At 68.6% G+C, this 20,616-nt stretch carries 21 protein-coding genes; 15 read left to right on the forward strand and 6 right to left on the reverse strand.

Going from position 1 to position 20,616, the window contains the following annotated elements; all coding sequences use genetic code 11:
* The first annotated feature begins 34 nt into the window (after positions 1-34).
* Together KZC57_RS01665 and KZC57_RS01670 are read left to right on the forward strand one after the other, a co-directional pair.
* A complete protein-coding gene (locus KZC57_RS01665) occupies positions 35-1,330 on the forward strand; it encodes a M20/M25/M40 family metallo-hydrolase (RefSeq protein ID WP_060922603.1) in 1,296 nt (431 codons plus the stop codon).
* A 47-nt stretch (positions 1,331-1,377) separates the two neighbouring features.
* Positions 1,378-2,208 (forward strand): undecaprenyl-diphosphate phosphatase, encoded by an 831-nt coding sequence (locus KZC57_RS01670; protein ID WP_060922602.1) that lies wholly within the window; start codon positions 1,378-1,380, stop codon positions 2,206-2,208.
* Here KZC57_RS01670 and KZC57_RS01675 read toward each other — a convergent pair whose 3' ends face one another.
* Entirely contained in the window at positions 2,209-3,057 is an 849-nt protein-coding gene (locus tag KZC57_RS01675; RefSeq protein ID WP_060922601.1) for a PAC2 family protein, read from the reverse strand.
* A gap of 88 nt (positions 3,058-3,145) precedes the next feature.
* Between KZC57_RS01675 and KZC57_RS01680 the strand changes: the two genes are divergently transcribed.
* The 9 genes from KZC57_RS01680 to lnt are packed head-to-tail and all read left to right on the forward strand — an operon-like array spanning position 3,146 to position 12,864.
* On the forward strand, positions 3,146-3,829 hold the full coding sequence (locus tag KZC57_RS01680; RefSeq protein WP_374206592.1) for an HAD family hydrolase: 684 nt from the start codon (positions 3,146-3,148) through the stop codon (positions 3,827-3,829).
* Complete coding sequence (locus tag KZC57_RS01685) at positions 3,826-4,845, forward strand: tRNA (adenine-N1)-methyltransferase (RefSeq protein WP_217584937.1); 1,020 nt, start codon at positions 3,826-3,828, stop codon at positions 4,843-4,845. Before KZC57_RS01680 ends, KZC57_RS01685 begins: the two co-directional genes overlap by 4 nt.
* A 10-nt stretch (positions 4,846-4,855) precedes the next feature.
* Complete coding sequence (locus KZC57_RS01690) at positions 4,856-5,788, forward strand: hypothetical protein (RefSeq protein ID WP_247640908.1); 933 nt, start codon at positions 4,856-4,858, stop codon at positions 5,786-5,788.
* Positions 5,788-6,780, forward strand: coding sequence for a YafY family protein (locus KZC57_RS01695; RefSeq protein WP_105949822.1), 993 nt, complete (start codon positions 5,788-5,790; stop codon positions 6,778-6,780). Before KZC57_RS01690 ends, KZC57_RS01695 begins: the two co-directional genes overlap by 1 nt.
* Entirely contained in the window at positions 6,777-7,760 is a 984-nt protein-coding gene (locus KZC57_RS01700; protein WP_217584934.1) for a YafY family protein, read from the forward strand. The genes KZC57_RS01695 and KZC57_RS01700 overlap by 4 nt, the downstream gene beginning before the upstream one ends.
* A gap of 45 nt (positions 7,761-7,805) precedes the next feature.
* On the forward strand, positions 7,806-8,042 hold the full coding sequence (gene tatA / locus KZC57_RS01705; protein ID WP_025103438.1) for a twin-arginine translocase TatA/TatE family subunit: 237 nt from the start codon (positions 7,806-7,808) through the stop codon (positions 8,040-8,042).
* A 57-nt stretch (positions 8,043-8,099) separates the two neighbouring features.
* Complete coding sequence (gene tatC / locus KZC57_RS01710; RefSeq protein ID WP_060922611.1) at positions 8,100-8,858, forward strand: twin-arginine translocase subunit TatC; 759 nt, start codon at positions 8,100-8,102, stop codon at positions 8,856-8,858.
* On the forward strand, positions 8,855-11,329 hold the full coding sequence (locus tag KZC57_RS01715) for an RNA helicase (protein WP_083370859.1): 2,475 nt from the start codon (positions 8,855-8,857) through the stop codon (positions 11,327-11,329). Before tatC ends, KZC57_RS01715 begins: the two co-directional genes overlap by 4 nt.
* 11 nt (positions 11,330-11,340) lie before the next feature.
* A complete protein-coding gene (lnt, locus tag KZC57_RS01720) occupies positions 11,341-12,864 on the forward strand; it encodes an apolipoprotein N-acyltransferase (protein ID WP_247640909.1) in 1,524 nt (507 codons plus the stop codon).
* Here lnt and KZC57_RS01725 read toward each other — a convergent pair.
* From KZC57_RS01725 to KZC57_RS01740, 4 genes are all read right to left on the reverse strand, one after another.
* On the reverse strand, positions 12,861-13,244 hold the full coding sequence (locus KZC57_RS01725) for an RNA polymerase-binding protein RbpA (RefSeq protein WP_060921636.1): 384 nt from the start codon (positions 13,242-13,244) through the stop codon (positions 12,861-12,863). The genes lnt and KZC57_RS01725 overlap by 4 nt on opposite strands.
* A gap of 116 nt (positions 13,245-13,360) precedes the next feature.
* Entirely contained in the window at positions 13,361-14,137 is a 777-nt protein-coding gene (locus KZC57_RS01730) for a glycerophosphodiester phosphodiesterase family protein (protein WP_060921637.1), read from the reverse strand.
* Positions 14,134-15,063, reverse strand: a complete 930-nt coding sequence (locus KZC57_RS01735; protein WP_060921638.1) for an SPFH domain-containing protein — start codon at positions 15,061-15,063, stop codon at positions 14,134-14,136. Before KZC57_RS01735 ends, KZC57_RS01730 begins: the two co-directional genes overlap by 4 nt.
* Before the next feature lie 8 nt (positions 15,064-15,071).
* A complete protein-coding gene (locus KZC57_RS01740) occupies positions 15,072-15,545 on the reverse strand; it encodes an NfeD family protein (protein WP_025103445.1) in 474 nt (157 codons plus the stop codon).
* Positions 15,546-15,666: 121 nt separating this feature from the next.
* Here KZC57_RS01740 and KZC57_RS01745 point away from each other — a divergent pair, with 121 nt between their 5' ends.
* Positions 15,667-16,431 (forward strand): SDR family oxidoreductase, encoded by a 765-nt coding sequence (locus KZC57_RS01745; protein WP_060921639.1) that lies wholly within the window; start codon positions 15,667-15,669, stop codon positions 16,429-16,431.
* Positions 16,432-16,492: 61 nt separating this feature from the next.
* Here KZC57_RS01745 and KZC57_RS01750 read toward each other — a convergent pair whose 3' ends face one another.
* Entirely contained in the window at positions 16,493-17,080 is a 588-nt protein-coding gene (locus KZC57_RS01750; RefSeq protein WP_060921640.1) for an HdeD family acid-resistance protein, read from the reverse strand.
* A 179-nt stretch (positions 17,081-17,259) separates the two neighbouring features.
* On the opposite strand from KZC57_RS01750, the gene KZC57_RS01755 reads away from it, so the two are divergent.
* Genes KZC57_RS01755 through KZC57_RS01765 form a run of 3 tightly spaced genes read left to right on the forward strand, consistent with a single transcriptional unit; the run spans position 17,260 to position 20,459 of the window.
* Complete coding sequence (locus KZC57_RS01755) at positions 17,260-17,658, forward strand: helix-turn-helix transcriptional regulator (protein WP_051582213.1); 399 nt, start codon at positions 17,260-17,262, stop codon at positions 17,656-17,658.
* Between the two features lie 5 nt (positions 17,659-17,663).
* Entirely contained in the window at positions 17,664-18,074 is a 411-nt protein-coding gene (locus KZC57_RS01760) for a VOC family protein (RefSeq protein ID WP_060921665.1), read from the forward strand.
* Between the two features lie 27 nt (positions 18,075-18,101).
* Entirely contained in the window at positions 18,102-20,459 is a 2,358-nt protein-coding gene (locus KZC57_RS01765) for an excinuclease ABC subunit UvrA (protein WP_247640910.1), read from the forward strand.
* Positions 20,460-20,616: the final 157 nt, after the last annotated feature.

The raw sequence follows: 20,616 nt of genomic DNA on the forward strand, positions 1-20,616 counted from the left end.
CGGGCGTGGCACGCGGTTTCGATAGCCTGAGTCCATGACCGAATCCTCCCTGCCGGAGGTCGCCCGCGTCGCGAGCGACCTCATCCGCTTCGACACCTCCAACTACGGCGGCGGCAACGCGAAAGGGGAGCGGGAGGCGGCCGAGTACGTCGGCGCGTATCTGGAGGAGCTGGGGCTCGAGGTCGAGTACTACGAGCCCATCCCGCGGCGGACGAACGTCATGGCGCGGGTCCCCGGCCGTGATCGCTCCAAGCCGGCCCTCGTCGTGCACGGCCATCTGGATGTCGTGCCCGCGGTCGCCGAGGACTGGACGGTGGACCCGTTCGCCGGCACCGTGCAGGACGGCATGCTGTGGGGCCGGGGCTCCGTGGACATGAAGAACATGGACGCGATGATCCTCACCGCCGTGGCCGACATCCTGCGCGCGGGGGAGCAGCCGGAGCGCGACCTCGTCCTGGCGTTCTTCGCCGACGAGGAGAACGGCGGGGTCGAGGGCTCCGCGCTCGTCGTGAAGGACCGGCCGGAGTGGTTCGCCGGGGCGACGGCCGCGATCAGCGAGGTCGGCGGCTACTCCATCTCGGTCGACGACCGTCGGGCGTACCTGCTGCAGGTGGGGGAGAAGGCGCTGATCTGGATCCGCCTCGTCGCCACCGGCCGGGCGGGGCACGGCAGCCGCCTGCACGAGGACAACGCCGTCACGAAGCTCGCCGAGGCCGTCGCCGCCATCGGCCGCACGCGGTGGCCGGTCCGGCTCACGCCGACGACGGAGGCGCTGCTCGAGGGCCTGAGCGCGCTGAGCGGCCGGAGCGCCGACGACCCCGACGCCCTCGCCGCCGCGGCCGGCCCGGCTGAGGCCTTCCTGCGGTCGACGTTCCGCACGACGACCAACCCGACGGCCCTCACCGCCGGCTACAAGCACAACGTCATCCCGGAGCGCGCCGAGGCGCTGATCGACGTCCGGGTGATCCCCGGCACCGAGGACGACGTGCTCGCCGAGCTCCAGCGCATCGTGGGCGACGACATCCGGATCGAGACCGTGGTGCGCGACATCGGCATGGAGACGCCGTTCGAGGGAGAGCTCGTCGACGCGATGGTGGCAGCCCTGGGTCGGCACGACCCCGGAGTACCGGTCATCCCGTACCTTCTGGGAGCCGGAACGGACAACAAGGCGCTGGCCACTCTCGGCATCACCGGCTACGGCTTCGCCCCGCTGCGTCTCCCCGCCGATCTCGACTTCACCGGGATGTTCCACGGAGTCGACGAGCGCGTGCCCGTAGACTCACTTGTCTTCGGTCAGCGGGTGCTGGCCGATCTGCTGCGCACGTACTGAGCGGTCTCCACGCGCTCCGTGCCGTCCCGAAAGACGAAGGCCTCTCCATGCACCTGCTCGAAGCACTGATCCTGGGAATCGTCCAGGGTCTCACCGAGTTCCTGCCGATCTCCTCCAGCGCCCATCTGCGTGTCGTCGGGACGTTCCTACCGTCCGGAGAGGATCCGGGCGCGGCGTTCACCGCCATCACGCAGATCGGCACCGAGGCCGCGGTCGTCGTGTTCTTCTGGCGGGACATCGTCCGCATCATCTCCCAGTGGTTCCGATCCCTCGCCGGCAAGGTGCCGCGGAACGATCCGGACGCGCGCATGGGCTGGCTCATCATCATCGGCAGCATCCCGATCGTGCTGCTCGGGCTCCTGTTCCAGGACCAGATCGAGACCGTCTTCCGGTCGCTCTGGATCGTGGCGATCATGCTCATCGTGTTCGGCATCCTCCTGGGCATCGCCGACCACGTCGGTGCCAAGCGGCGCACGCTCGACGACCTGACCTACCCGCACGGCATCGCCTTCGGTCTCGCGCAGGCGCTCGCCCTCATCCCCGGTGTCTCGCGATCCGGTGGCACGATCACCATGGGTCTCTTCCTCGGCTATGAGCGCGCCGCCGCCGCCCGCTACGCCTTCCTGCTGGCGATCCCGGCGGTGTTCGGCAGCGGCTTCTACCAGCTGTTCAAGAGCTGGGGCGAGCCGTCCTTCTTCTCGCTCGGCGACACGGTGGCCGCGACGGGCGTCGCCTTCGTCGTCGCACTCGGCGTGATCGCGTTCTTCATGAACTGGATCTCGAAGCGCAGCTTCCTGCCGTTCGTGATCTACCGGATCCTGCTCGGTGGCGTGCTGCTCGTGCTGCTCGCGATGGGTGTCATCCCTGCGTCCGCTTGATCAGCGCTTGCGGTCACCGCGGCCGTCGTCGCGGCGACGCAGATAGCGCTCGAAGGCCTGGGCGATCGCGTCCCCGGACGCGTCGGGGGAGTCCCACGTGTCCCGGGTGCGCTCCAGCTGCCGGATGTACTCCGCCATGTCCTCGTCCTCGGACGCGGCGGCATCGATCGACGCCTCCCATGCCGCGGCCTCGGTGCGCAGGTGCCGGCGGTCCACGTCCACCCCGGTCAGCTCCTCGAGACGGTCGAGGAGGGCCAGGGTGACCTTCGGCGACGGCGCTGCCGAGGCCACGTAGTGCGGGACGCTGGCCCAGAGGCTCACGGAGGGGATACCCGCGTTCTCAGCGAAGTGCTCCAGCACGGTGAGGATGCCGACGGGGCCCTCGTACACCGAACGCTCCAGGGCGTGGGCCTCCCGGACCTGTTCGTTCTGGCTCGACGCGAAGATCGAGATCGGGCGGGTGTGCGGGACGTCGGAGAGCATCGCGCCGAGGGTCACGAACCCGGTGATGTCGTCGCGCAGCGCGACATCGATGAACTCGGACGCGAACGCCTGCCAGGTGCGCGCGGGCTCGGCGCCGGTGAGGAGCCAGAACTCCGGGCCGGGGCCCGGGTCTCGCGGGCGCCACAGTCCGGCCTCCGGCCAGGTCATCTGACGACGTCCCTCTGCGTCGAGCCGCGTCGCCGGTCTCGTGTACTGGTAGTCGAAGTAGAGCTCCGGATCGACCGAATGCACGAGGTCGTAGCCGCCGGCCGCCTGCAGGGCGCCGACGGCTCCCGTCGCGGCCTCGCCGGCGTCATTCCAGCCGTCGAAGGCGGCGATGATGATACGTGAACCGAGAACGTCCATGCCGTGCTCCCTTCGCGGTCGAGGATTCGATCCCCCCAGGCTAGCCCGCGACGAGGGGATGTGGGCGGGCCCGGCTAGCATGGGTTCAGTGAGCAACAAGCCCCGCGCGGTCCTCTGGGACATGGATGGAACACTCGTCGACACCGAGCCGTACTGGATGGCGGCCGAGACTGCTCTGGTGGAGTCGTTCGGTGGCACCTGGTCCCATGAGGACGCCTTGCAGCTCGTGGGCAGCGGCCTCATCGACAGCGCGATCATCCTCCAGCGCGCGGGGGTCGACATGGCTCCCGAGGCGATCGTCTCGCACCTCACGAGTGCGGTGCAGGAGTCGCTGCGGACCCGGGGTGTGCCCTTCCGACCGGGCGCTCAGGAGCTTCTCCGCGACCTCCGCGCCGCCGGGATCCCGACCGGACTGGTGACGATGTCGCTGCGCCGGATGGCTCTCGACGTGGTCGGGCTGATCGAGTTCGAGGCGTTCGACATCGTCGTCGCCGGAGACGACGTCGACAACCCCAAGCCGCACCCGGAGCCCTACCTCCAGGCCGCGGCGCTCCTCGATGTGGACATCGCCGAGGTCGTGGTCATCGAGGATTCCCCGACCGGTCTCCGCGCGGGCCTCGCCTCCGGAGCGCTGACGCTCGGCGTGCCCCACATCGTCCCGCTCGACGGCCTCGGCGCCCACGAGCTGTGGCCGACCCTCGACGGCCGCGGTGCCGCCGACCTCGTGGAGCTCTTCGGCTCCCGCGCCGCGATCACGGAGGCCACCCGATGACGACCACGTCCGCCCCGCGCCCCAGCGGCCCCTTCCGTGAGGGCGACCGCGTGCAGCTCACCGGCCCGAAGGGTCGCCTGCACACTGTGACGCTCCGCGAAGACGGCGAGCTGCACACCCACCACGGCGTCCTCCGGCACCGAGACCTCATCGGGCTCCCCGATGGCTCGGTCGTGGCGAACAGCTCCGGGCACGAGTACCTGGCGCTGCGGCCGCTGCTGCGGGACTTCGCGATGTCGATGCCGCGCGGTGCCGCGATCGTCTACCCGAAGGACGCGGCGCAGATCGTCATGCAGGCCGACATCTTCCCCGGTGCCACCGTCGTCGAGGCCGGCGTCGGGTCCGGTGCTCTGTCGCTCTCGCTCCTCAGGGCTGTGGGCTCCACGGGGCGCCTGCTCTCCTTCGAGCGCCGCGAGGACTTCGCGGAGGTGGCGCAGGCGAACGTCGAGACGTTCTTCGGGGAGCGCCCCGAATCCTGGCGCGTCGTCGTCGGTGACCTCGTCGCCGCGCTGCCCGCGGAAGTCGAGCCCGGCACCGTCGACCGGGTGGTGCTCGACATGCTCGCGCCCTGGGAGTGCATCGAGGCGGTGGCGGAGGCGCTGACCCCCGGCGGTGTCGTGCTCTGCTACATCGCCACCGCCACGCAGCTCTCCCGCGTCGCCGAGTTCATCCGCGGCACCGGGCTCTTCACCGACCCCGAGGCGTCGGAGACCATGGTCCGCGGGTGGCACGTGGAGGGGCTGGCTGTCCGACCGGACCACCGCATGGTCGCCCACACCGGATTCCTCCTCACGGCCCGCAGGCTCGCCCCGGGCGCCGTGGCCCCGTCTGTGAAGCGTCGGGCCTCGAAGAGCAGCTACAGCGACGAGGATGTGGAGCTGTGGACCCCGGGCGCGGTGGGCGATCGCGAGATCACGGACAAGAACCTCCGCAAACGCGCCCGCGAAGCAGGGAAAGCCGCCGAGGGCGCGCGGTTGGCGGCTGCATCGCGCGAATCCGAGCACCCGACGGAATAGACTGGAGCGCGTGCGTAAAACGTCCGCCGTTCTGGCCTCCCTCAGCCTCGCCGCCCTCGCCCTGACGGGGTGCAGCGTGACCTCTTCGTCCGCCGATGCCACATGCGATCGCGACGGACACGCCAACGGCATCGACAGCGCCGTCACGGTCAGCGGCGAGGTCGGCTCCGAGCCCGAGGTGGAGATCTTCGCACCGGTGCGTCTCACGGAGACGTCCTTCGCCGACGCGGTCACGGGGGACGGGCGTGCCCTCGTGGATGACGCCCAGCCGCTCATCGCGCAGATCTCGATCTACAACGGCGCGACGGGCGAGCAGATCTTCCAGACGACGTACGACGAGGGGAACACTCGCCCGTCGACGATCGGCTCCTGGGCAACGCAGTCTCCTGGGCTCGCCGATGTCCTGGAGTGCGCGACGGGTGGCACGCGCATCGTCGCGGGTCTGACTCCGGAGGACTTCGGCGAGGCGAACCTCGGTGGCTTCGGCATGGGGGAGGACGACATCGCGGTGTTCGTGATCGATGTCGTCGACGCCTTCCTCCCGAAGGCCGAGGGCACGCTGCAGTTCAATGACGCGCAGGGCATGCCGACCGTGGTGCGCGCCGACGACGGCACCCCGGGCATCATCATCCCCGACAGCGCTGCCCCGGAGGAGCAGGTCGTCCAGACACTGATCCGCGGAGACGGCGAGAAGCTGACCGACGAGCAGACGCCACTCGTCCACTTCACCGCGGTGAGCTGGGACGACAAGTCCGTCCTGCAGAGCACGTGGGGACAGTCCGCCACCGACAGCATCCGACAGATCGCCGCCCCGGTGGCCGACGCGTTGGTCGGGAAGCCGGTCGGCTCCCAGGTCCTCGTCGTCCTGCCGAAGACCGAGAGTTCCGCCGCGATGGCCGTCGTGGTCGACATCCTCGGCGTGTCCCCGGTCTCCGCACCCTGATGGCTGCCCGGATCCCTGCCGAAGAGCGCCTGACGAACCTCGTCGTGGCGCTGATGGCGACGGAGATCGGGCTCACCAAGCAGCAGATCCTCGACAACGTCTCCGGCTATCGCCAACGCGCCGATGCAGGGACGCGTTCGGATGCTCTGGAGAAGATGTTCGAGCGGGACAAGGACGAGCTGCGCGCGCTCGGCGTCCCGATCGAGACGATCGGCGACGCCGCCGACCCGAACGACCTGCGGGAGGCCCGATACCGCATTCCGCAAGCGGAATACGACCTGCCAGGAGACATCGAGTTCTCTCCGGCGGAGCTTGCCGTGCTCCGCCTCGCCGGTAGCGTCTGGAGCGCGGAATCCGTCTCGGGAGACGCGCAGTCCGGCGTCCGGAAGATCCGCGCCCTGGGCATCGACGGCGATGAGCCGATCATCGGCTTCGCGCCGCGGATCACCGCACGCGACGCTGCTTTCGCGCCTTTGCAGGACGCGATCGAACGCCGCAGGGTGGTCTCCTTCGACTATCTGAAGCCGGGGGAGGACGCTCCCCGGCGCCGACGCATCCGTCCGCTCGCGTTGGTGGACTATGAAGCGCGCTGGCATGTCTACGGCGTAGACGTCGACATCGAAGAGGACCGGACGTTCCTGCTCAGCCGCATCGTCGGTGACGTCGTCGTGAGTGCGACCACGTTCGACGCGGCGTTGCGGGAGGGCGCGGGGGATCGGGCGCTGAGCGGCCTCGAACGTGTCGCCGCCGAGAACTCAGCGCTGCTGGAGGTGACCCCCGGTACCGAAGCCGCACTGCGCCTGGGCCGGCGTGCGACACCCGCCGCCCAAGGCATCCGTGTGCCCTTCGTCGATCTGCACATCCTGGCGGACGAGCTGGCGTCCTATGGACCCGAGGTCCGCGTCGTGGAGCCCGCACCGCTCAGGGACGCAGTGATCAGCCGTCTGCGCGCGGTGGTCCAGGCCCACATCGATACGGAGGTGTCGGCATGAGTGCCGCGCCCAAGCCTCTCCTCGCCGCGGAGCGCGTGCGTCTCTACCTGACGCTCGTCCCGTATCTGCTCGAGCACGGGCAGGTCTCACTCGCCGAGGCCGCCGAGGAGTTCGGGGTGACCCCGCGGGAGATGCGGGCGATGGTCGAGAAGCTGACCGTCATCGGCCTTCCCGGCGAGGCGGGCTACTGGCAGCAGCCGCAGGAGATGTTCGACATCAACTGGGATCTCCTCGACCTCGAGGACGTCATCGAGATCACGAACGACGTGGCCCTGCGTCGAGTGCCGCGTTTCACGGCGCGTGAGGCTGCGGCCCTGCTCGCGGGCCTGCAGATGGTCGCCGCCGTGCCCGCCGTGTCCGACTCCGGCCTCGTGGCCGGGCTCATCTCCAAGCTCTCGCGGGGAGCCGCTGACGCCCCGGCCGACGTCGTCGTCGCCCCGACCGCGGTGGACGAGGTGCGCGAGGTCGTCTCCCGCGGCCTGCAGAAGGGCGTGGCGGTCTCGTTCACCTACCAGGCTCCCGACGCCGCCCCGACGACCCGGACCGTGGATCCCGTGCAGATCCTCATCACCAACGGACAGTGGTACCTGCAGGGCTGGTGCCACATGCGCGAGGCGATGCGCACGTTCCATCTCGATCGTGTCAGCGCACCGACCCTGACCGACATCCCCAGCACGCACGGCGGCGACCGGGTGCCGGAGGCGTTCGCCGGGCTGGAGGAGGAGCGCGAGGTCACCGTCCGCGTCCCGGAGCGCCTCGCTCCGCTGCTCAGCGGTTTCGTGCCCACGGAGACGCTCCGCGCGGGCGACGGGATGGTGACGACGCAGCTGCACCTCGCGGACCCCCGCGGCATCAAACGGCTCGCGGCCCGTTTCGGCGGTGCGATGGAGGTCACGGATCCGGGGATCGCGCGGACCGCCACCCGGGAGTGGGCTGCCGCCGGACTCGCGCTCTACCACCGGCCTGCGGCCGAGGATTGATCTGTAGACTGGGGCGGAAAGCCCCCCTACGACGGGATTGTCGATATGTTCGCTGGAATGCAAGGCTGGCACCTGCTCATCGTGCTGGCCGTTATCCTCCTCCTCTTCGGTGCTGCCAAGCTGCCGGCCCTCGCGAAGAGCATGGGCCAGTCGGCCCGCGTCTTCAAGGGTGAGATGAAGGCCATGAAGGAAGAAGACGCGGTTCGTGCCGAGTCGGCTCCCGCGGAGCCGACGACGGTGAAGGACTCGGGCACCGACCCTGAGACTCCGCCTCGCGCCTGACCGGCCGTGGCAGCCATCGAACCGACCGTGATGCCGACGGCGGATCGGGATCGGCGGATGTCGCTCGGCGCACATCTCGTCGAACTGCGCAAGCGCCTCATGTACGCGGCGATCGCTCTGGTCGTCGGCATGGTCGTGGCGTTCATCATCGCGGACCCGGTCATCCATTTCATCACCGGTCCGATCCGCATCATCTCGGAACAGCGAGGTGATGACTTCAGCGCGTTGAACTTCGCGACAGTGACGTCCGCGTTCGACATGCGTATGCGCATCGCCTTCACGATCGGCCTGTTCCTCTCCGCACCCGTCTGGCTGTGGCAGATCTGGGCCTTCATCATGCCCGGCCTCACCCGCAAGGAGATCCGTTACACCGTCGGCTTCGTCGTCGCCGCAGTGCCGCTGTTCTTCGCGGGGTGCTATCTCGGGGTGCAGATCATGCCGCACGTCATCGAGCTCATGTGGAGCTTCACCCCGGAGGGCGGCACCAACTTCTACTCCGCGCAGGAGTACTACGACTTCGTGTTCAAGCTGATGATCGTCATCGGCATCTCGTTCGTCCTTCCCGTCTTCCTTGTGGCTCTCAACCTCGCCGGTGTGATGTCGGGACGGGCGATCCTCAAAGGGTGGCGCGTGGCGATCCTCATCGCGACGATCTTCGCTGCGCTGGCGACCCCGGCCGCAGACGTGGTCAGCATGCTCATGCTGGCCGGCATCCTCATCGTCCTCTTCTTCGCAGCGGCAGGACTCTCCCTCCTCTTCGACCGACGCAAGCGCAAGCGGGACACCGCCGCCGGACTCGTCCCGGACGCGCCATGAGTTCGCCGTCCGAGCGATATGCGCAGGCGCAGGAGAGTGCGGCGCATCCGGAGACGGCAGCGTTCGCGGCGCGCCAGCGCTTCCAGCTCGACCCGTTCCAGCTCGCCGGATGCCACGCGCTGGAGAACGGACGCAGCGTTCTCGTAGCGGCGCCCACGGGCGCCGGGAAGACCATCGTGGGGGAATTCGCCATCCACCTGGCGATGCAGACCGCGACGGACAAAGCCTTCTACACCACGCCGATGAAGGCGCTCTCCAACCAGAAGTTCCGCGAACTCGTCGATGTCTACGGTGCGGACGAGGTCGGTCTGCTGACGGGCGACACCAACATCAACGGCAACGCCCGCATCGTGGTCATGACCACCGAGGTCCTGCGGAACATGATCTACGCCGACTCCGCGGCGCTGCGCGACCTGCGCTACGTCGTGATGGACGAGGTGCACTATCTGGCCGACCGCTTCCGGGGTGCCGTGTGGGAAGAGGTCATCATCCACCTCCCGCCCCGCGTGCGCCTGGTCTCGCTGAGCGCGACGGTGTCGAACGCCGAGGAGTTCGGTGACTGGCTGGACACGGTTCGCGGTGACACCGAGGTCATCGTCTCCGAGATCCGTCCGGTGCCGTTGGAGCAGCACGTGCTCGTGCGAGACGACCTGCTGCCGCTCTTCGACGACCGTGCCGGCATCGCCACGGCCCAGGTGAACCAGGAGCTCATGCGCATCCGGTCGTTCACCGGCTCCACCTACGAGAGCAACCGCCAGGCGCAGTCCTACCGCAGCAACCGACACGCCGGGCGGCAGGCCCCCCGACCGCCGCGGGGCGGGCGCCGCCCCGTGCGCGCCGCGAACGCGCGTCGGATCGAGCGCATGGACCGCCCGGACGTGGTCGAGCTGCTGGAACGCTCGAACCTGCTCCCCGCCATCTTCTTCATCTTCAGCCGCGTGGGCTGCGACGCCGCGGTGCAGCAGGTACGGCGCTCAGGTCTCCGCCTGACCTCGGCGGAGGAGCGGGCCGAGATCCGCGCCATCGTCGAGGAGCGCACCCGCACTCTGCAGGACGAAGACCTCGGGGTGCTGGGCTACTGGGAGTGGCTGGACAACCTCGAACGGGGCGTGGCCGCCCATCATGCCGGCCTCCTTCCCGCCTTCAAAGAGGTCGTCGAGGACCTCTTCCAGCGCAAGCTGCTCAAGGTCGTCTTCGCGACCGAGACGCTGGCCCTCGGCATCAACATGCCGGCGCGGACCGTAGTGCTCGAGAAGATGGAGAAGTTCAACGGAGAGGCGCGCGTCGCGATCACTTCCGGTGAGTACACGCAGCTCACCGGTCGCGCCGGACGCCGCGGCATCGACGTCGAGGGGCACGCGGTCGTGCAGTGGAGCGAGGGCATGGACCCGCAAGCCGTCGCCGCCCTCGCGTCGCGGCGGACCTATCCGCTCAACTCCAGCTTCCGGCCGACGTACAACATGGCCGTCAACCTGATCGACCTGTTCGGCCAGGCGAGAGCCCGAGAGATCCTGGAGTCGTCGTTCGCCCAGTTCCAGGCGGACCGCGCCGTGGTCGGGCTGGCCAGACAGGTGCGGGAGGCCGAGGAGTCGCTGGCCGGCTATCAGTCGGCGATGGCGTGCGAGCACGGCGACTTCCCGGAGTACGCCGCCATCCGCCGCGAGCTGAGCGACCTCGAGAAGAAGAACCGGCAGGACACCCAGGCCCCGCGCGCTGCACGGGACAAGCGGATGAAGCGGATCCAGACGCTCCGCACGCGGATGCAGCGCCACCCCTGCCACCGCTGTCCTGACCGCGAGAAGCACGCCCGGTGGGCCGAGCGCTACTGGAAGCTCAAGCGCCAGACCGATCGCACGCGCCGTCAGATCGAGACCAGGACCGGCACGGTGGCCCGCGTCTTCGACCGTGTCGTCGAGGTGCTGGAGACACTGGACTACGTCCGTCGTGACGAGGACGGGATGCACCTGACCGATGCGGGGCGCACGATGCGCCGCATCTACGGTGAGCGTGATCTGCTCGTGGCAGAGTCGCTGCGTCAGGGCCTCTGGAAGGGGCTGGATGCGCCGTCGCTGGCCGCGATGGCGTGCTGCCTGGTGTACGAGCCGCGCCGCGACGAAGCGAACGCGGGGGAGCGGGGCCTCCCCAGGGGCGCCTTCCGAGCGGCATACGAGAAGACGACCGCGCTCTGGGCGGAGCTCGACGACCTGGAGCAGGACCATCAGCTCCCGGGAAGCGAGCCGCTGGCCGCCGGGCTCGCGGGTGCGATGCACGCCTGGGCGCGCGGCGGGATGCTCGACCGCGTCCTCATCGACGCCGACATGGCGGCCGGCGATTTCGTGCGGTGGGCGAAGCAGACCATCGACCTCCTGGATCAGCTGTCCATCGTCGCGGAAGACGCCGTGCTCGCACGCACCGCCCGGGCTGCCCTCGACGGTGTGCGCCGTGGCATCGTCGCCTACTCCTCGATGTGAGATCCGCCCGCATGACCGAAGCCTCCGTCCGTCGACGCGCCCTCCTGCCCCTGTGGGCCGCCGTTCCCCTAGCCGCCCTGGCAGCGCTGCTCATGGACCTCGCGTTCCCCGAGGCGGCGATCTGGATCCTGGCCTTCCCTGCCACGGCCCTGCTGCTGCTCGCGCTGATCGGGCGGCGGGCCGGAGGAGCACTGCTCGTGGGGCTCGTCTACGGCATCGTGTTCTTCGCTCTGCTCGTGTCCTGGACCTCTCGATACCTCGGGCCGCTGCCGTGGGCCGCCCTGAGCGTCGTCGAGGGCGTCCTCACGGCCGTCGGGCTCATCCCCGTGACCCTCGCGTACCGGTGGCTGCCCCGGGCCTGGCCGGGCATGGCGGGACGCCTGCTGACCCTCCCGGCCGTCGTCGCGGCGCTCTGGGTGGGGCGGGAGCTGTTCCTCGGCTGGTGGCCGTACGGCGGCTTCCCCTGGGCTCGTCTCGGGATGAGTCAGGCCGAGAGTCCCCTCGCCGCGCTCTCCTCCTGGATCGGCGTGAGCGGGCTGAGCTTCCTCATGGTGTTCCTCGTCGCGATGGTGATCGAGATCATCCGGATGGGGTTCTGGCGACGACCGATCACCCTGCTCGCGCCGGCCGCTCTCGTCCTGATCCTCTTCTTCATGCCGCTCTTCCCGACCACGCCGTCGGGGTCGATGCGCATCGCCGCGGTGCAGGGGAACGGGCCGACCGGCTACTTCGACGAGCGCGAGCCCTTCGCCGTGATCCAGGCGCAGACCGAGGCGACCGAGCCGCTGTACGGCGAGGACGTCGACCTGCTCGTGTGGCCGGAGGGCGGGCTCGACACGGATCCCTTCGCGAACTCCGCCATCGCGCGGCGGATGACCCTGGTGTCGAACCGCATCGATGCGCCACTGCTCGCCAACGCCGCCACCGGCCGCGGGAACCTCTACTACAACACCTCGATGCTCTGGCTGCCGGACGGCACAGCGCCGCAGAAGCACGACAAGCGTCATCCCGTGCCCTTCGGCGAGTACGTGCCGGATCGCGCGTTCTTCAACGCTCTCGCGCCGGATCTCATCGGACTGATCCAGCGCGAGTACACCCCGGGGACGAACCCGCCGATCGTCGAGGTGGATGATGTCCGTGTCGGCCTGGCCATCTGCTTCGACGTCATCTACGACGACGTCATCACCGAGGGCCTCTACGGCGGCGCCGAGGTGCTGGTCTTCCAGACGAACAACGCCGACTTCCGCGGCACGGATGAGAACCTCCAGCAACTGGCGTTCGCACGGATGCGCGCGATCGAGACGGGCCGCAGCGTCGTGAACATCTCCACGGTCGGCACGAGCCAGGTCATCCTCCCGAATGGGCGGACGGTCACGAGCCTGGACGCGGATGAGGCCGGAGCGATGCTCGAGGATGTCGAACTCCGCTCCGGCCTCACGGCGGGAATCGTCCTGGGCCCCTGGTTGCAGCAGGTGCTGCTCTGGGGCGGTCTGGGCGCGCTCGGTCTCGGGTGGTGGCGCGCCCGTCGGCGTTAGGCGCCGATCTTCTCGCGGGTGGGGTCCTCACCGGCACCGCGCCGGGCTCGGATGTAGGCGAGACGCTCCTCGAGAAGCTCCTCCAGCTCCGCACGGGTGCGGCGCTCCATGAGCATGTCCCAGTGGGTGCGGGCGGCCTTCTCGTCGGTGGCCTCGAGGGTGACGGCCTCGCCGTCGACCTTCAGGCGGGCTTCCGCGCCGCAGGAACGGCACTCCCAGGTCTGAGGCGGTTCGGCATCGGCAGCGAACATGAGCGTGGTGTCGTGTCCGCAGGTGTCACAGGTATAGGTGGTCTCACGGCGCTCCATGAAAACGACGCCCTCTTCGCTCTGTAGGCTCTGGGCGCCGAGTCGGATGCCGCGCAGGCTGCGATCTGCCATTGTGTGGTCCTCTCGTCGCTGTCAGGTATAACGTTCGAGCCTGTGCGCTTCATCCACGTCGGGACGTTCTGCGCGGTATTCACAGGGGAATCCCAGCGCCGGAGGATATTGGGCGCTCAGGGCTTCCGGAACGTGGCGACGGCGAGGTCGGCACGGTCGGTCACGACGCCGTCCACGCCCGCGTCGATGAGGCGCCGCATGTCGTCCGCGTCGTTCACGGTCCAGACATGGACCTCGGTGCCGGCCCGGTGGGCGGCGCGGAGGAGCGCAGGCGTCAGCACTCGGATCGCCCCGTGGCGCTCGGGGATCTGCAGGGCGTCGATCTCCCGGAGCACTCTGCCGGGGGAGAGACGCACGGCGGAGAGCGAACGCAGGGCCGCGATCGTCCGACTCCCGCCGGAGGTGGCGGGCCGGAGCGCGGTGCCGGTCTGCCGTACGGCCTCCAGCGTCGCCCGCCGGTTGGCATCCGAGAAGCTGGTGACGAGGACACGATGCGTGTGCGCGGCGAGGATGGGGCCCAGCGGCGCTGCGGCGGCCGGTGTCTTCACATCGATGTTGAACCGGGTCTCCGGGAATGCGGAGAGCGCCTCGGCCACCGTGAGCAGACCGCCGTGGTCAGCGAACAGCGCGCCCAGCTCCCGCGTCCTGACCTCGTGCACGGCGCGCGGATCGTCCACGAGACGGCGCAGGTCGTGATCGTGGAAGAGCACGACGTCACCGTCAGCGGTGACCTGGCAGTCCGTCTCGATGTACTCCGCCCCAGCGGCATGCGCCGCGGCGAAGGCGGCCGCGGTGTTCTCCCAGACGCCGGATTCCCGCCCCTCGGCGGTCACCAGACCCCGATGGGCCAGGATGCGGGGCTGCTCGGCCTTGACGAAGTACGGGTGCGTCACGCGCCGGAAGGGGGAGTGGTCGACCCGGGTCCGACCTTCGGGGTGAAGGCGGTGCCGATGCCCTTGAGTGCCTCGGTCAGCTCGCTCGGGATGATCCAGAGCTTGCTGGACGGGCTCTCACTGATCTTCGGGAGCATCTGCAGGTACTGGTACGCGAGGAGCTTGTCGTCCGGCGCTCCCTGGTGGATCGCGGAGAACACGCTCTGGATCGCCTCCGCCTCGCCCTGGGCGCGGAGGACGGCGGCCTGCTTGTCGCCCTCGGCGCGGAGGATCTCCGCCTGACGGAGGCCTTCCGCCTCGAGGATCGCAGACTGCTTCGTGCCCTCGGCGGTCAGGATCGCGGCACGGCGATCCCGCTCGGCGCGCATCTGCTTCTCCATCGAGTCCTGGATGGAGACGGGCGGGTCGATCGCCTTGAGCTCGACGCGGCCCACGCGGATGCCCCACTTGCCGGTCGCCTCGTCGAGGACCACGCGGAGCTGCCCGTTGATGTTGTCGCGGCTCGTCAGTGCCTCTTCGAGGTTCAGACCACCGACGACGTTTCGGAGAGTCGTGGTGGTGAGCTGTTCCACGGCGCCGAGGTAGTTCGCGATCTCGTAGGTGGCCGCGCGCGCATCGGTGACCTGGAAGTAGACGACCGTGTCGATGGAGACGACGAGGTTGTCCTCGGTGATCACGGGCTGCGGCGGGAACGACACCACCTGCTCGCGCATGTCGATCAGCGGCCGCAGGCGGTCGATGAACGGCACGAGGATGTTGAGGCCGGGAGAGAGGGTCTTGTGATAGCGGCCGAGCCTTTCCACCACGCCGGCGGTCGCCTGCGGGATGATGCGGATCGCCCGCGCGATCGTGACGATCACGAAGATGATGACCGCGATCACCAGGATCCAGATGATCACGGTCGGGATGATCGATGCGTCGTCCACGCGTACTCCTAGTCGTTGAGGGGTCGGACGATGGCGGTCGCGCCGTTGATCGCACTGACGGCGACAGGCGCCCCCGCGGGGATGGCCATCGGGGTGGTCGTCCTGGCGGTCCAGGTATCGCCGTTCGCGAGCTTCGCCTGACCGGAGATCTGCGTGATCTCGCTGAGCGCGATGCCCCGGAGGTCGACGAGCGCCTCCACGTTCGAGCGCGTGGGGTCGGCACCGCGGTGCAGGCGCCGCAGGAGCGGCGGCCGCAGGAAGAGGATGAAGAGGGCGGATGCCAAGGCGGCGATGAGGATCTGGATCCAGACCGGGAGGCCGACGAAGTCGGTGACGAGACCGATCACGCTCCCGAAGCTCAGCATGAGGAAGGTGAAGTCGAGGGAGAGCATCTCGATGACGAGGAAGACGGCGATGAGGACCAGCCATCCGATCCATGCCCAGTGGTCGATGAACGTGACGAACGTCGAGAAGTTGTCCATGCGGCCTCCTTTGCCGTCAACGTACCACGCGCGAGGACGCTCGACGGGCCGCCACCGCGCCCCTTGGTAATCTGTGAGAGCCGTGCGCCCACGGCGTTCCACGCACCATGAGGAGTCACCCGTGACCGACGTTCTTCCCGCAGGATCCCTCGACGGCAAGGTGGCCCTCGTCACCGGCTCATCGCGGGGGATCGGCGCCGACACCGTGCGATACCTCGCCGAGGCCGGCGCCGACGTCGTCATCAACTACCGGAACAAGGCCCCGCGCGCGGAGAAGCTCGCGGCGCAGCTGCGGGAGTTCGGTCGCCGGGCGCTCGTCGTCGGCGCGGACCTCACCGACCCTGCGTCCGTAGCCGAGATGTTCGACGCCGTCCGCGCCGAGTACGGACGCCTCGACGTCCTCGTCCTGAACGCCTCGGGCGGCATGGAGTCGGGGATGGCCGAGGACTACGCCCTGAAGCTAAATCGCGACGCGCAGCTCAACGTCCTCAACGCCGCGACGCCGCTGCTGTCCGACGGCGCACGCGTCGTGTTCGTCACCAGCCACCAGGCGCACTTCATCCGCACGACGCCGACGATGCCGGAATATGAGCCCGTCGCGCTGTCGAAGCGGGCCGGTGAGGACGCGCTGCGCGAGCTCATCCCCGGTCTCGCGGAGAAGGGGATCGGCTTCACGGTCGTCTCCGGCGACATGATCGAGGGGACGATCACGGCGACGCTGCTCGAGCGCGCGAACCCGGGTGCCATCGCCGAGCGCCGCGAGTCTGCCGGCCGCCTCTACAACGTGTCCGAGTTCGCCGCCGAGGTCGCCAAGGCCGTGATCGACCCCGTCCCCGCGGACAACACCCGCCTCGTCGGCGACGTGAGCGCCTTCGCCGCGGAATAGTCGTCAGACGCGAGACGCCCCGGACCCGCTGCTGCAGGTCCGGGGCGTCACGCGTCCGTGGTCAGATGCCGGCAGCGCCCGAGGTGAACGCCTTCTCGTCCTTGCCGAGGGTGATCGCGCGGATGATCTGCACGATGCCGAGCACGACGAGCGCGATGCCCAGGAGCAGCCACAGCGCGAATCCGGCGATGGCCGGCGAGAAGAGCACGATGATTCCGGCGATGATGCTGAGGATCGCGTAGATCACCGTCCACACCCGCGAGCCGTCGCTGCCGAGCAACGAGAGCGCGACGACGCCGTCGACGATCCAGCTCACGCCGATGAAGATCACGACGACCAGGGCGAGGGTGGCGGCGGCGACGTTCAGGTTGAAGAACGCGATGACGCCCGCGACGATGTAAAGCAGGCCGAGGACGATGTGCCCGACGCGGGACCAGCCGCCCTTGGCGCGGGAGAAGATCCCGAGGCCGATGTACACGACTCCCGCGACGATCAGGTAGGACGCGAAGATCGCCGTCACGATGACGGCCGACTTCACCGGCCAGACCAGCAGTGCGATGCCCGCGAGCAGCGCGAGAACGCCGGAGACCGCGAGAGCGACCCGGATGGATTTGAAGAACGACTTCGTTTCAGCGAGTGCTTCAGACATGGCGGGGAACCCCTTCTGAGAGAATCCTGTGAGGATGCCCCCAGGGTAGCGCCGGATCTCCGACAGTGGGGGAGGAGGGCCTCCGCGCGTCGCGGATGGTCATTCCCCGTCTTCCGGCGTCATGGCAGGATCATGACGTGACACCGGTGGATGAGGTTCGCCTGCGGGAGCTGGTCGTGATGCGGAAGGTCCGCGACCGGATCGATCGCGAGTACGCGAAGCCCTTGGACGTCGAGGCTCTGGCGCGGGGCGTGCACCTGTCGGCCGGCCATCTCAGCCGGCGGTTTCGCGAGACGTACGGCGAATCCCCGTACTCCTATCTGATGACCCGCCGCATCGAGCGTGCCATGGCGCTGCTGCGTCGCGGCGACCTCAGCGTCACCGAGGTGTGCTTCGCGGTGGGCTGCTCCTCGCTGGGAACGTTCAGCACCCGGTTCTCGGAGCTGGTCGGTGTCCCACCCAGCGTGTACCGTGAACGCGCCGCGAACGTCGAGGGCATCCCGTCGTTCCACGCCAAGCAGGTCACCCGACCGATCAGGAATCGAGAAGCGCCGCGCCCCGAGGCGCACCTAACGTGAGCATCATGAAGATCAGCATCCACTACGCCTTCCTCCCGCACACCGACGCCGACGCAGCCCTCGGCTTCTATCGCGACGCCCTCGGCTTCGAGGTGCGCAACGATGTCGGATACGACGGCCTGCGCTGGCTCACGGTCGGCCCGGTCGGCCAGCCCGAGACCTCGATCGTCCTCCACCCGCCGGCCACCGATCCCGGCATCACCGACGCGGAGCGGCAGACCATCCTGGAGCTCATCGCGAAGGGCAGCTACGGCGCTCTCACCCTCGCGAGCGACGACCTGGACGCCCTGTTCGAGCGGCTGGTCGCCGTCGGCGCCGATGTCGTCCAGGAGCCGATGGACCAGCCCTACGGCGTCCGCGACTGCGCCTTCCGCGATCCCGCCGGCAACCTGCTCCGTATCAACCAGGCCGCTTGACGGCCCCACCACCACGAAGGACGCCGCATGACCGCTGCTGAGCACCCCGCGGACACCCACGACCTCATCCGTGTGCAGGGCGCGCGCGAGAACAACCTCAAGGACGTGAGCGTCGACATCCCGAAGCGACGCCTCACGGTGTTCACCGGTGTCTCGGGGTCGGGGAAGAGCTCCCTCGTCTTCGACACGATCGCTGCCGAATCGCGCCGGATGATCGACGAGACGTACAGCGCGTTCGTGCAGGGCTTCATGCCGTCGGTGCCGCGTCCCGACGTCGACGTGCTGGAAGGGCTCACCACGGCGATCATCGTGGACCAGGAGCGTCTCGGCGCGAACCCGCGGTCGACCGTCGGCACCGTGACGGATGCCAATGCCATGCTCCGCATCCTGTTCAGCAAGCTGGGCCAGCCCTACATCGGCGGCCCGACGGCGTTCTCGTTCAACATCCCGACGCAGAAGGCCAGCGGTGTCATGACCGGGCCGGGTGGCGAGAAGAAGATCGTGAAGGACGCGATCTACCTCGGCGGCATGTGCCCGCGATGTGAGGGCAGGGGAGTGGTGTCGGACCTCGACCTGTCCCAGATCGTCGATGAGTCGAAGTCCCTCGACGAGGGCGCGATCATGGTGCCCGGGTACACCGCCGACGGCTGGATGGTGAAGGGCTTCTCGCAGTCCGGGTTCTATCCGGGGGACAAGCCCATCTCGTCGTTCACCGACAAGCAGCGTCACCTCTTCCTCTACGGAGAGGTCACGAAGGTCAAGATCTCCGGCATCAACATGACCTACGAGGGCCTGATCCCGAAGATCACGAAGTCCATGCTCTCGAAGGACCTCGAAGCGCTCCAGCCGCACATCCGTGCCTTCGTCGAGCGCGTGGCCACCTTCGCGGTATGCCCGGAGTGCGACGGTACGCGTCTCACCGAGGGCGCGCGATCCTCGAAGATCGACGGCGTGAGCATCGCCGACGCCTGCCGCATGCAGGTCACGGATCTCGCCACGTGGGTCCGCGGCCTGGATCTCCCCGGAGCCGGGCCGCTGCTCCAGGCGCTGAGTGCCAACCTCGACGCCTTCGTGACCCTCGGCCTGGGGTACCTGAGCCTGGACCGGCCCTCGGGCACGCTGTCCGGGGGAGAGGCGCAGCGGATCAAGATGCTGCGGCACCTGGGGTCCTCGCTGACCGACGTCACGTATGTCTTCGACGAGCCGACGATCGGGCTGCACCCGCACGACATCCAGCGGATGAACGGCCTGCTGCTCCGCCTTCGCGACAAGGGGAACACGGTGCTCGTCGTCGAGCACAAGCCGGAGACCATCGCGATCGGCGATCACGTCGTGGACCTGGGGCCGGGTGCGGGAAGCGCCGGGGGAGAGATCTGCTATCAGGGGAGCGTCGAGGGCCTCACAGCCAGTGGAACACTGACGGGGCAGCACCTCGACGACCGTGCACAGCTCAAGGACGCCGTGCGTGACCGCACCGGCGCGATCGAGGTGCGCGGCGCATCCACCAACAACCTCCAGAACGTGGACGTCGACATCCCGACCGGCGTCCTGACCGTCGTCACCGGCGTCGCCGGCTCCGGTAAGAGCTCGCTCATCCACGGTTCGGTGACCGGACGCGAGGGCGTGGTGGCGATCGACCAGTCCGCCATCAAGGGCTCGCGCCGCAGCAACCCAGCGACGTACACGGGGCTGCTCGAACCCATCCGCAAAGCCTTCGCGAAGGCGAACGGCGTGAAGCCCGCGCTGTTCAGCGCGAACTCCGAGGGCGCATGTCCTACGTGCAAGGGCGCCGGTGTCATCATCACCGAGCTCGGGTTCATGGACACCATCGAGACCCCCTGTGAGGACTGCGGCGGTAAGCGCTTCCAGGCGGCGGTACTGGAGTACAAGCTCGGCGGGAAGGACATCACCGAGGTGCTCGACCTTCCGGTGTCTGAAGCCCGTGTGTTCTTCAGTGAGGGTGAGGCGAAGCTCCCGGCTGCGGCCGCCATCCTCGGACGCCTGGAAGACGTGGGGCTCGGCTACCTGTCGCTCGGCCAGCCGTTGTCGACTCTGTCGGGCGGTGAACGACAGCGCATCAAGCTCGCGATCCAGATGGGCGAGAAAGGCGACGTGTACGTGCTGGACGAGCCGACGACGGGTCTGCATCTCGCTGACGTCGACACGATCCTCGGCCTGTTGGATCGACTTGTCGACGCCGGCAAGACGGTGGTCGTGATCGAGCATCATCAGGGCGTCATGGCACACGCCGACTGGATCATCGACGTCGGACCGGGAGCCGGCCATGACGGTGGTCGCATCGTGTTCGAGGGAACGCCTGCCGAGCTCGTCGCAGACGGCTCGACGTTGACGGGTGAGCATCTCGCGGCGTACGTCAACGCTTGATACAGGGCCGCGGTGACGGCTTTCCCACCTTTTCTCGTCCCGCCAGATCCCGCATACGGATTATCCGATAATGCACATTATGTCAGGACGAAAGTGCCCCTCCTGAGTCCGCTGGCTGCGGCGACACGGGTGGATGGTGCATGATGGGCCTGTGCCC

The organism is Microbacterium sp. KSW4-4, from assembly GCF_023091185.1.
Classification (GTDB): domain Bacteria; phylum Actinomycetota; class Actinomycetes; order Actinomycetales; family Microbacteriaceae; genus Microbacterium; species Microbacterium paraoxydans.

Excerpts from the sequence above, each read along its gene's own strand:
- KZC57_RS01665 (WP_060922603.1), top strand. The coding sequence starts at position 35 with ATGACCGAATCCTCCCTGCCGGAGGTCGCCCGCGTCGCGAGCGACCTC.
- KZC57_RS01670 (WP_060922602.1), top strand. The coding sequence starts at position 1,378 with ATGCACCTGCTCGAAGCACTGATCCTGGGAATCGTCCAGGGTCTCACC.
- KZC57_RS01675 (WP_060922601.1), bottom strand. The coding sequence starts at position 3,057 with ATGGACGTTCTCGGTTCACGTATCATCATCGCCGCCTTCGACGGCTGG.
- KZC57_RS01685 (WP_217584937.1), top strand. The coding sequence starts at position 3,826 with ATGACGACCACGTCCGCCCCGCGCCCCAGCGGCCCCTTCCGTGAGGGC.
- KZC57_RS01695 (WP_105949822.1), top strand. The coding sequence starts at position 5,788 with ATGGCTGCCCGGATCCCTGCCGAAGAGCGCCTGACGAACCTCGTCGTG.
- KZC57_RS01700 (WP_217584934.1), top strand. The coding sequence starts at position 6,777 with ATGAGTGCCGCGCCCAAGCCTCTCCTCGCCGCGGAGCGCGTGCGTCTC.
- tatA (WP_025103438.1), top strand. The coding sequence starts at position 7,806 with ATGTTCGCTGGAATGCAAGGCTGGCACCTGCTCATCGTGCTGGCCGTT.
- tatC (WP_060922611.1), top strand. The coding sequence starts at position 8,100 with ATGTCGCTCGGCGCACATCTCGTCGAACTGCGCAAGCGCCTCATGTAC.
- KZC57_RS01715 (WP_083370859.1), top strand. The coding sequence starts at position 8,855 with ATGAGTTCGCCGTCCGAGCGATATGCGCAGGCGCAGGAGAGTGCGGCG.
- lnt (WP_247640909.1), top strand. The coding sequence starts at position 11,341 with ATGACCGAAGCCTCCGTCCGTCGACGCGCCCTCCTGCCCCTGTGGGCC.
- KZC57_RS01725 (WP_060921636.1), bottom strand. The coding sequence starts at position 13,244 with ATGGCAGATCGCAGCCTGCGCGGCATCCGACTCGGCGCCCAGAGCCTA.
- KZC57_RS01740 (WP_025103445.1), bottom strand. The coding sequence starts at position 15,545 with ATGGACAACTTCTCGACGTTCGTCACGTTCATCGACCACTGGGCATGG.
- KZC57_RS01750 (WP_060921640.1), bottom strand. The coding sequence starts at position 17,080 with ATGTCTGAAGCACTCGCTGAAACGAAGTCGTTCTTCAAATCCATCCGG.
- KZC57_RS01755 (WP_051582213.1), top strand. The coding sequence starts at position 17,260 with ATGCGGAAGGTCCGCGACCGGATCGATCGCGAGTACGCGAAGCCCTTG.
- KZC57_RS01760 (WP_060921665.1), top strand. The coding sequence starts at position 17,664 with ATGAAGATCAGCATCCACTACGCCTTCCTCCCGCACACCGACGCCGAC.
- KZC57_RS01765 (WP_247640910.1), top strand. The coding sequence starts at position 18,102 with ATGACCGCTGCTGAGCACCCCGCGGACACCCACGACCTCATCCGTGTG.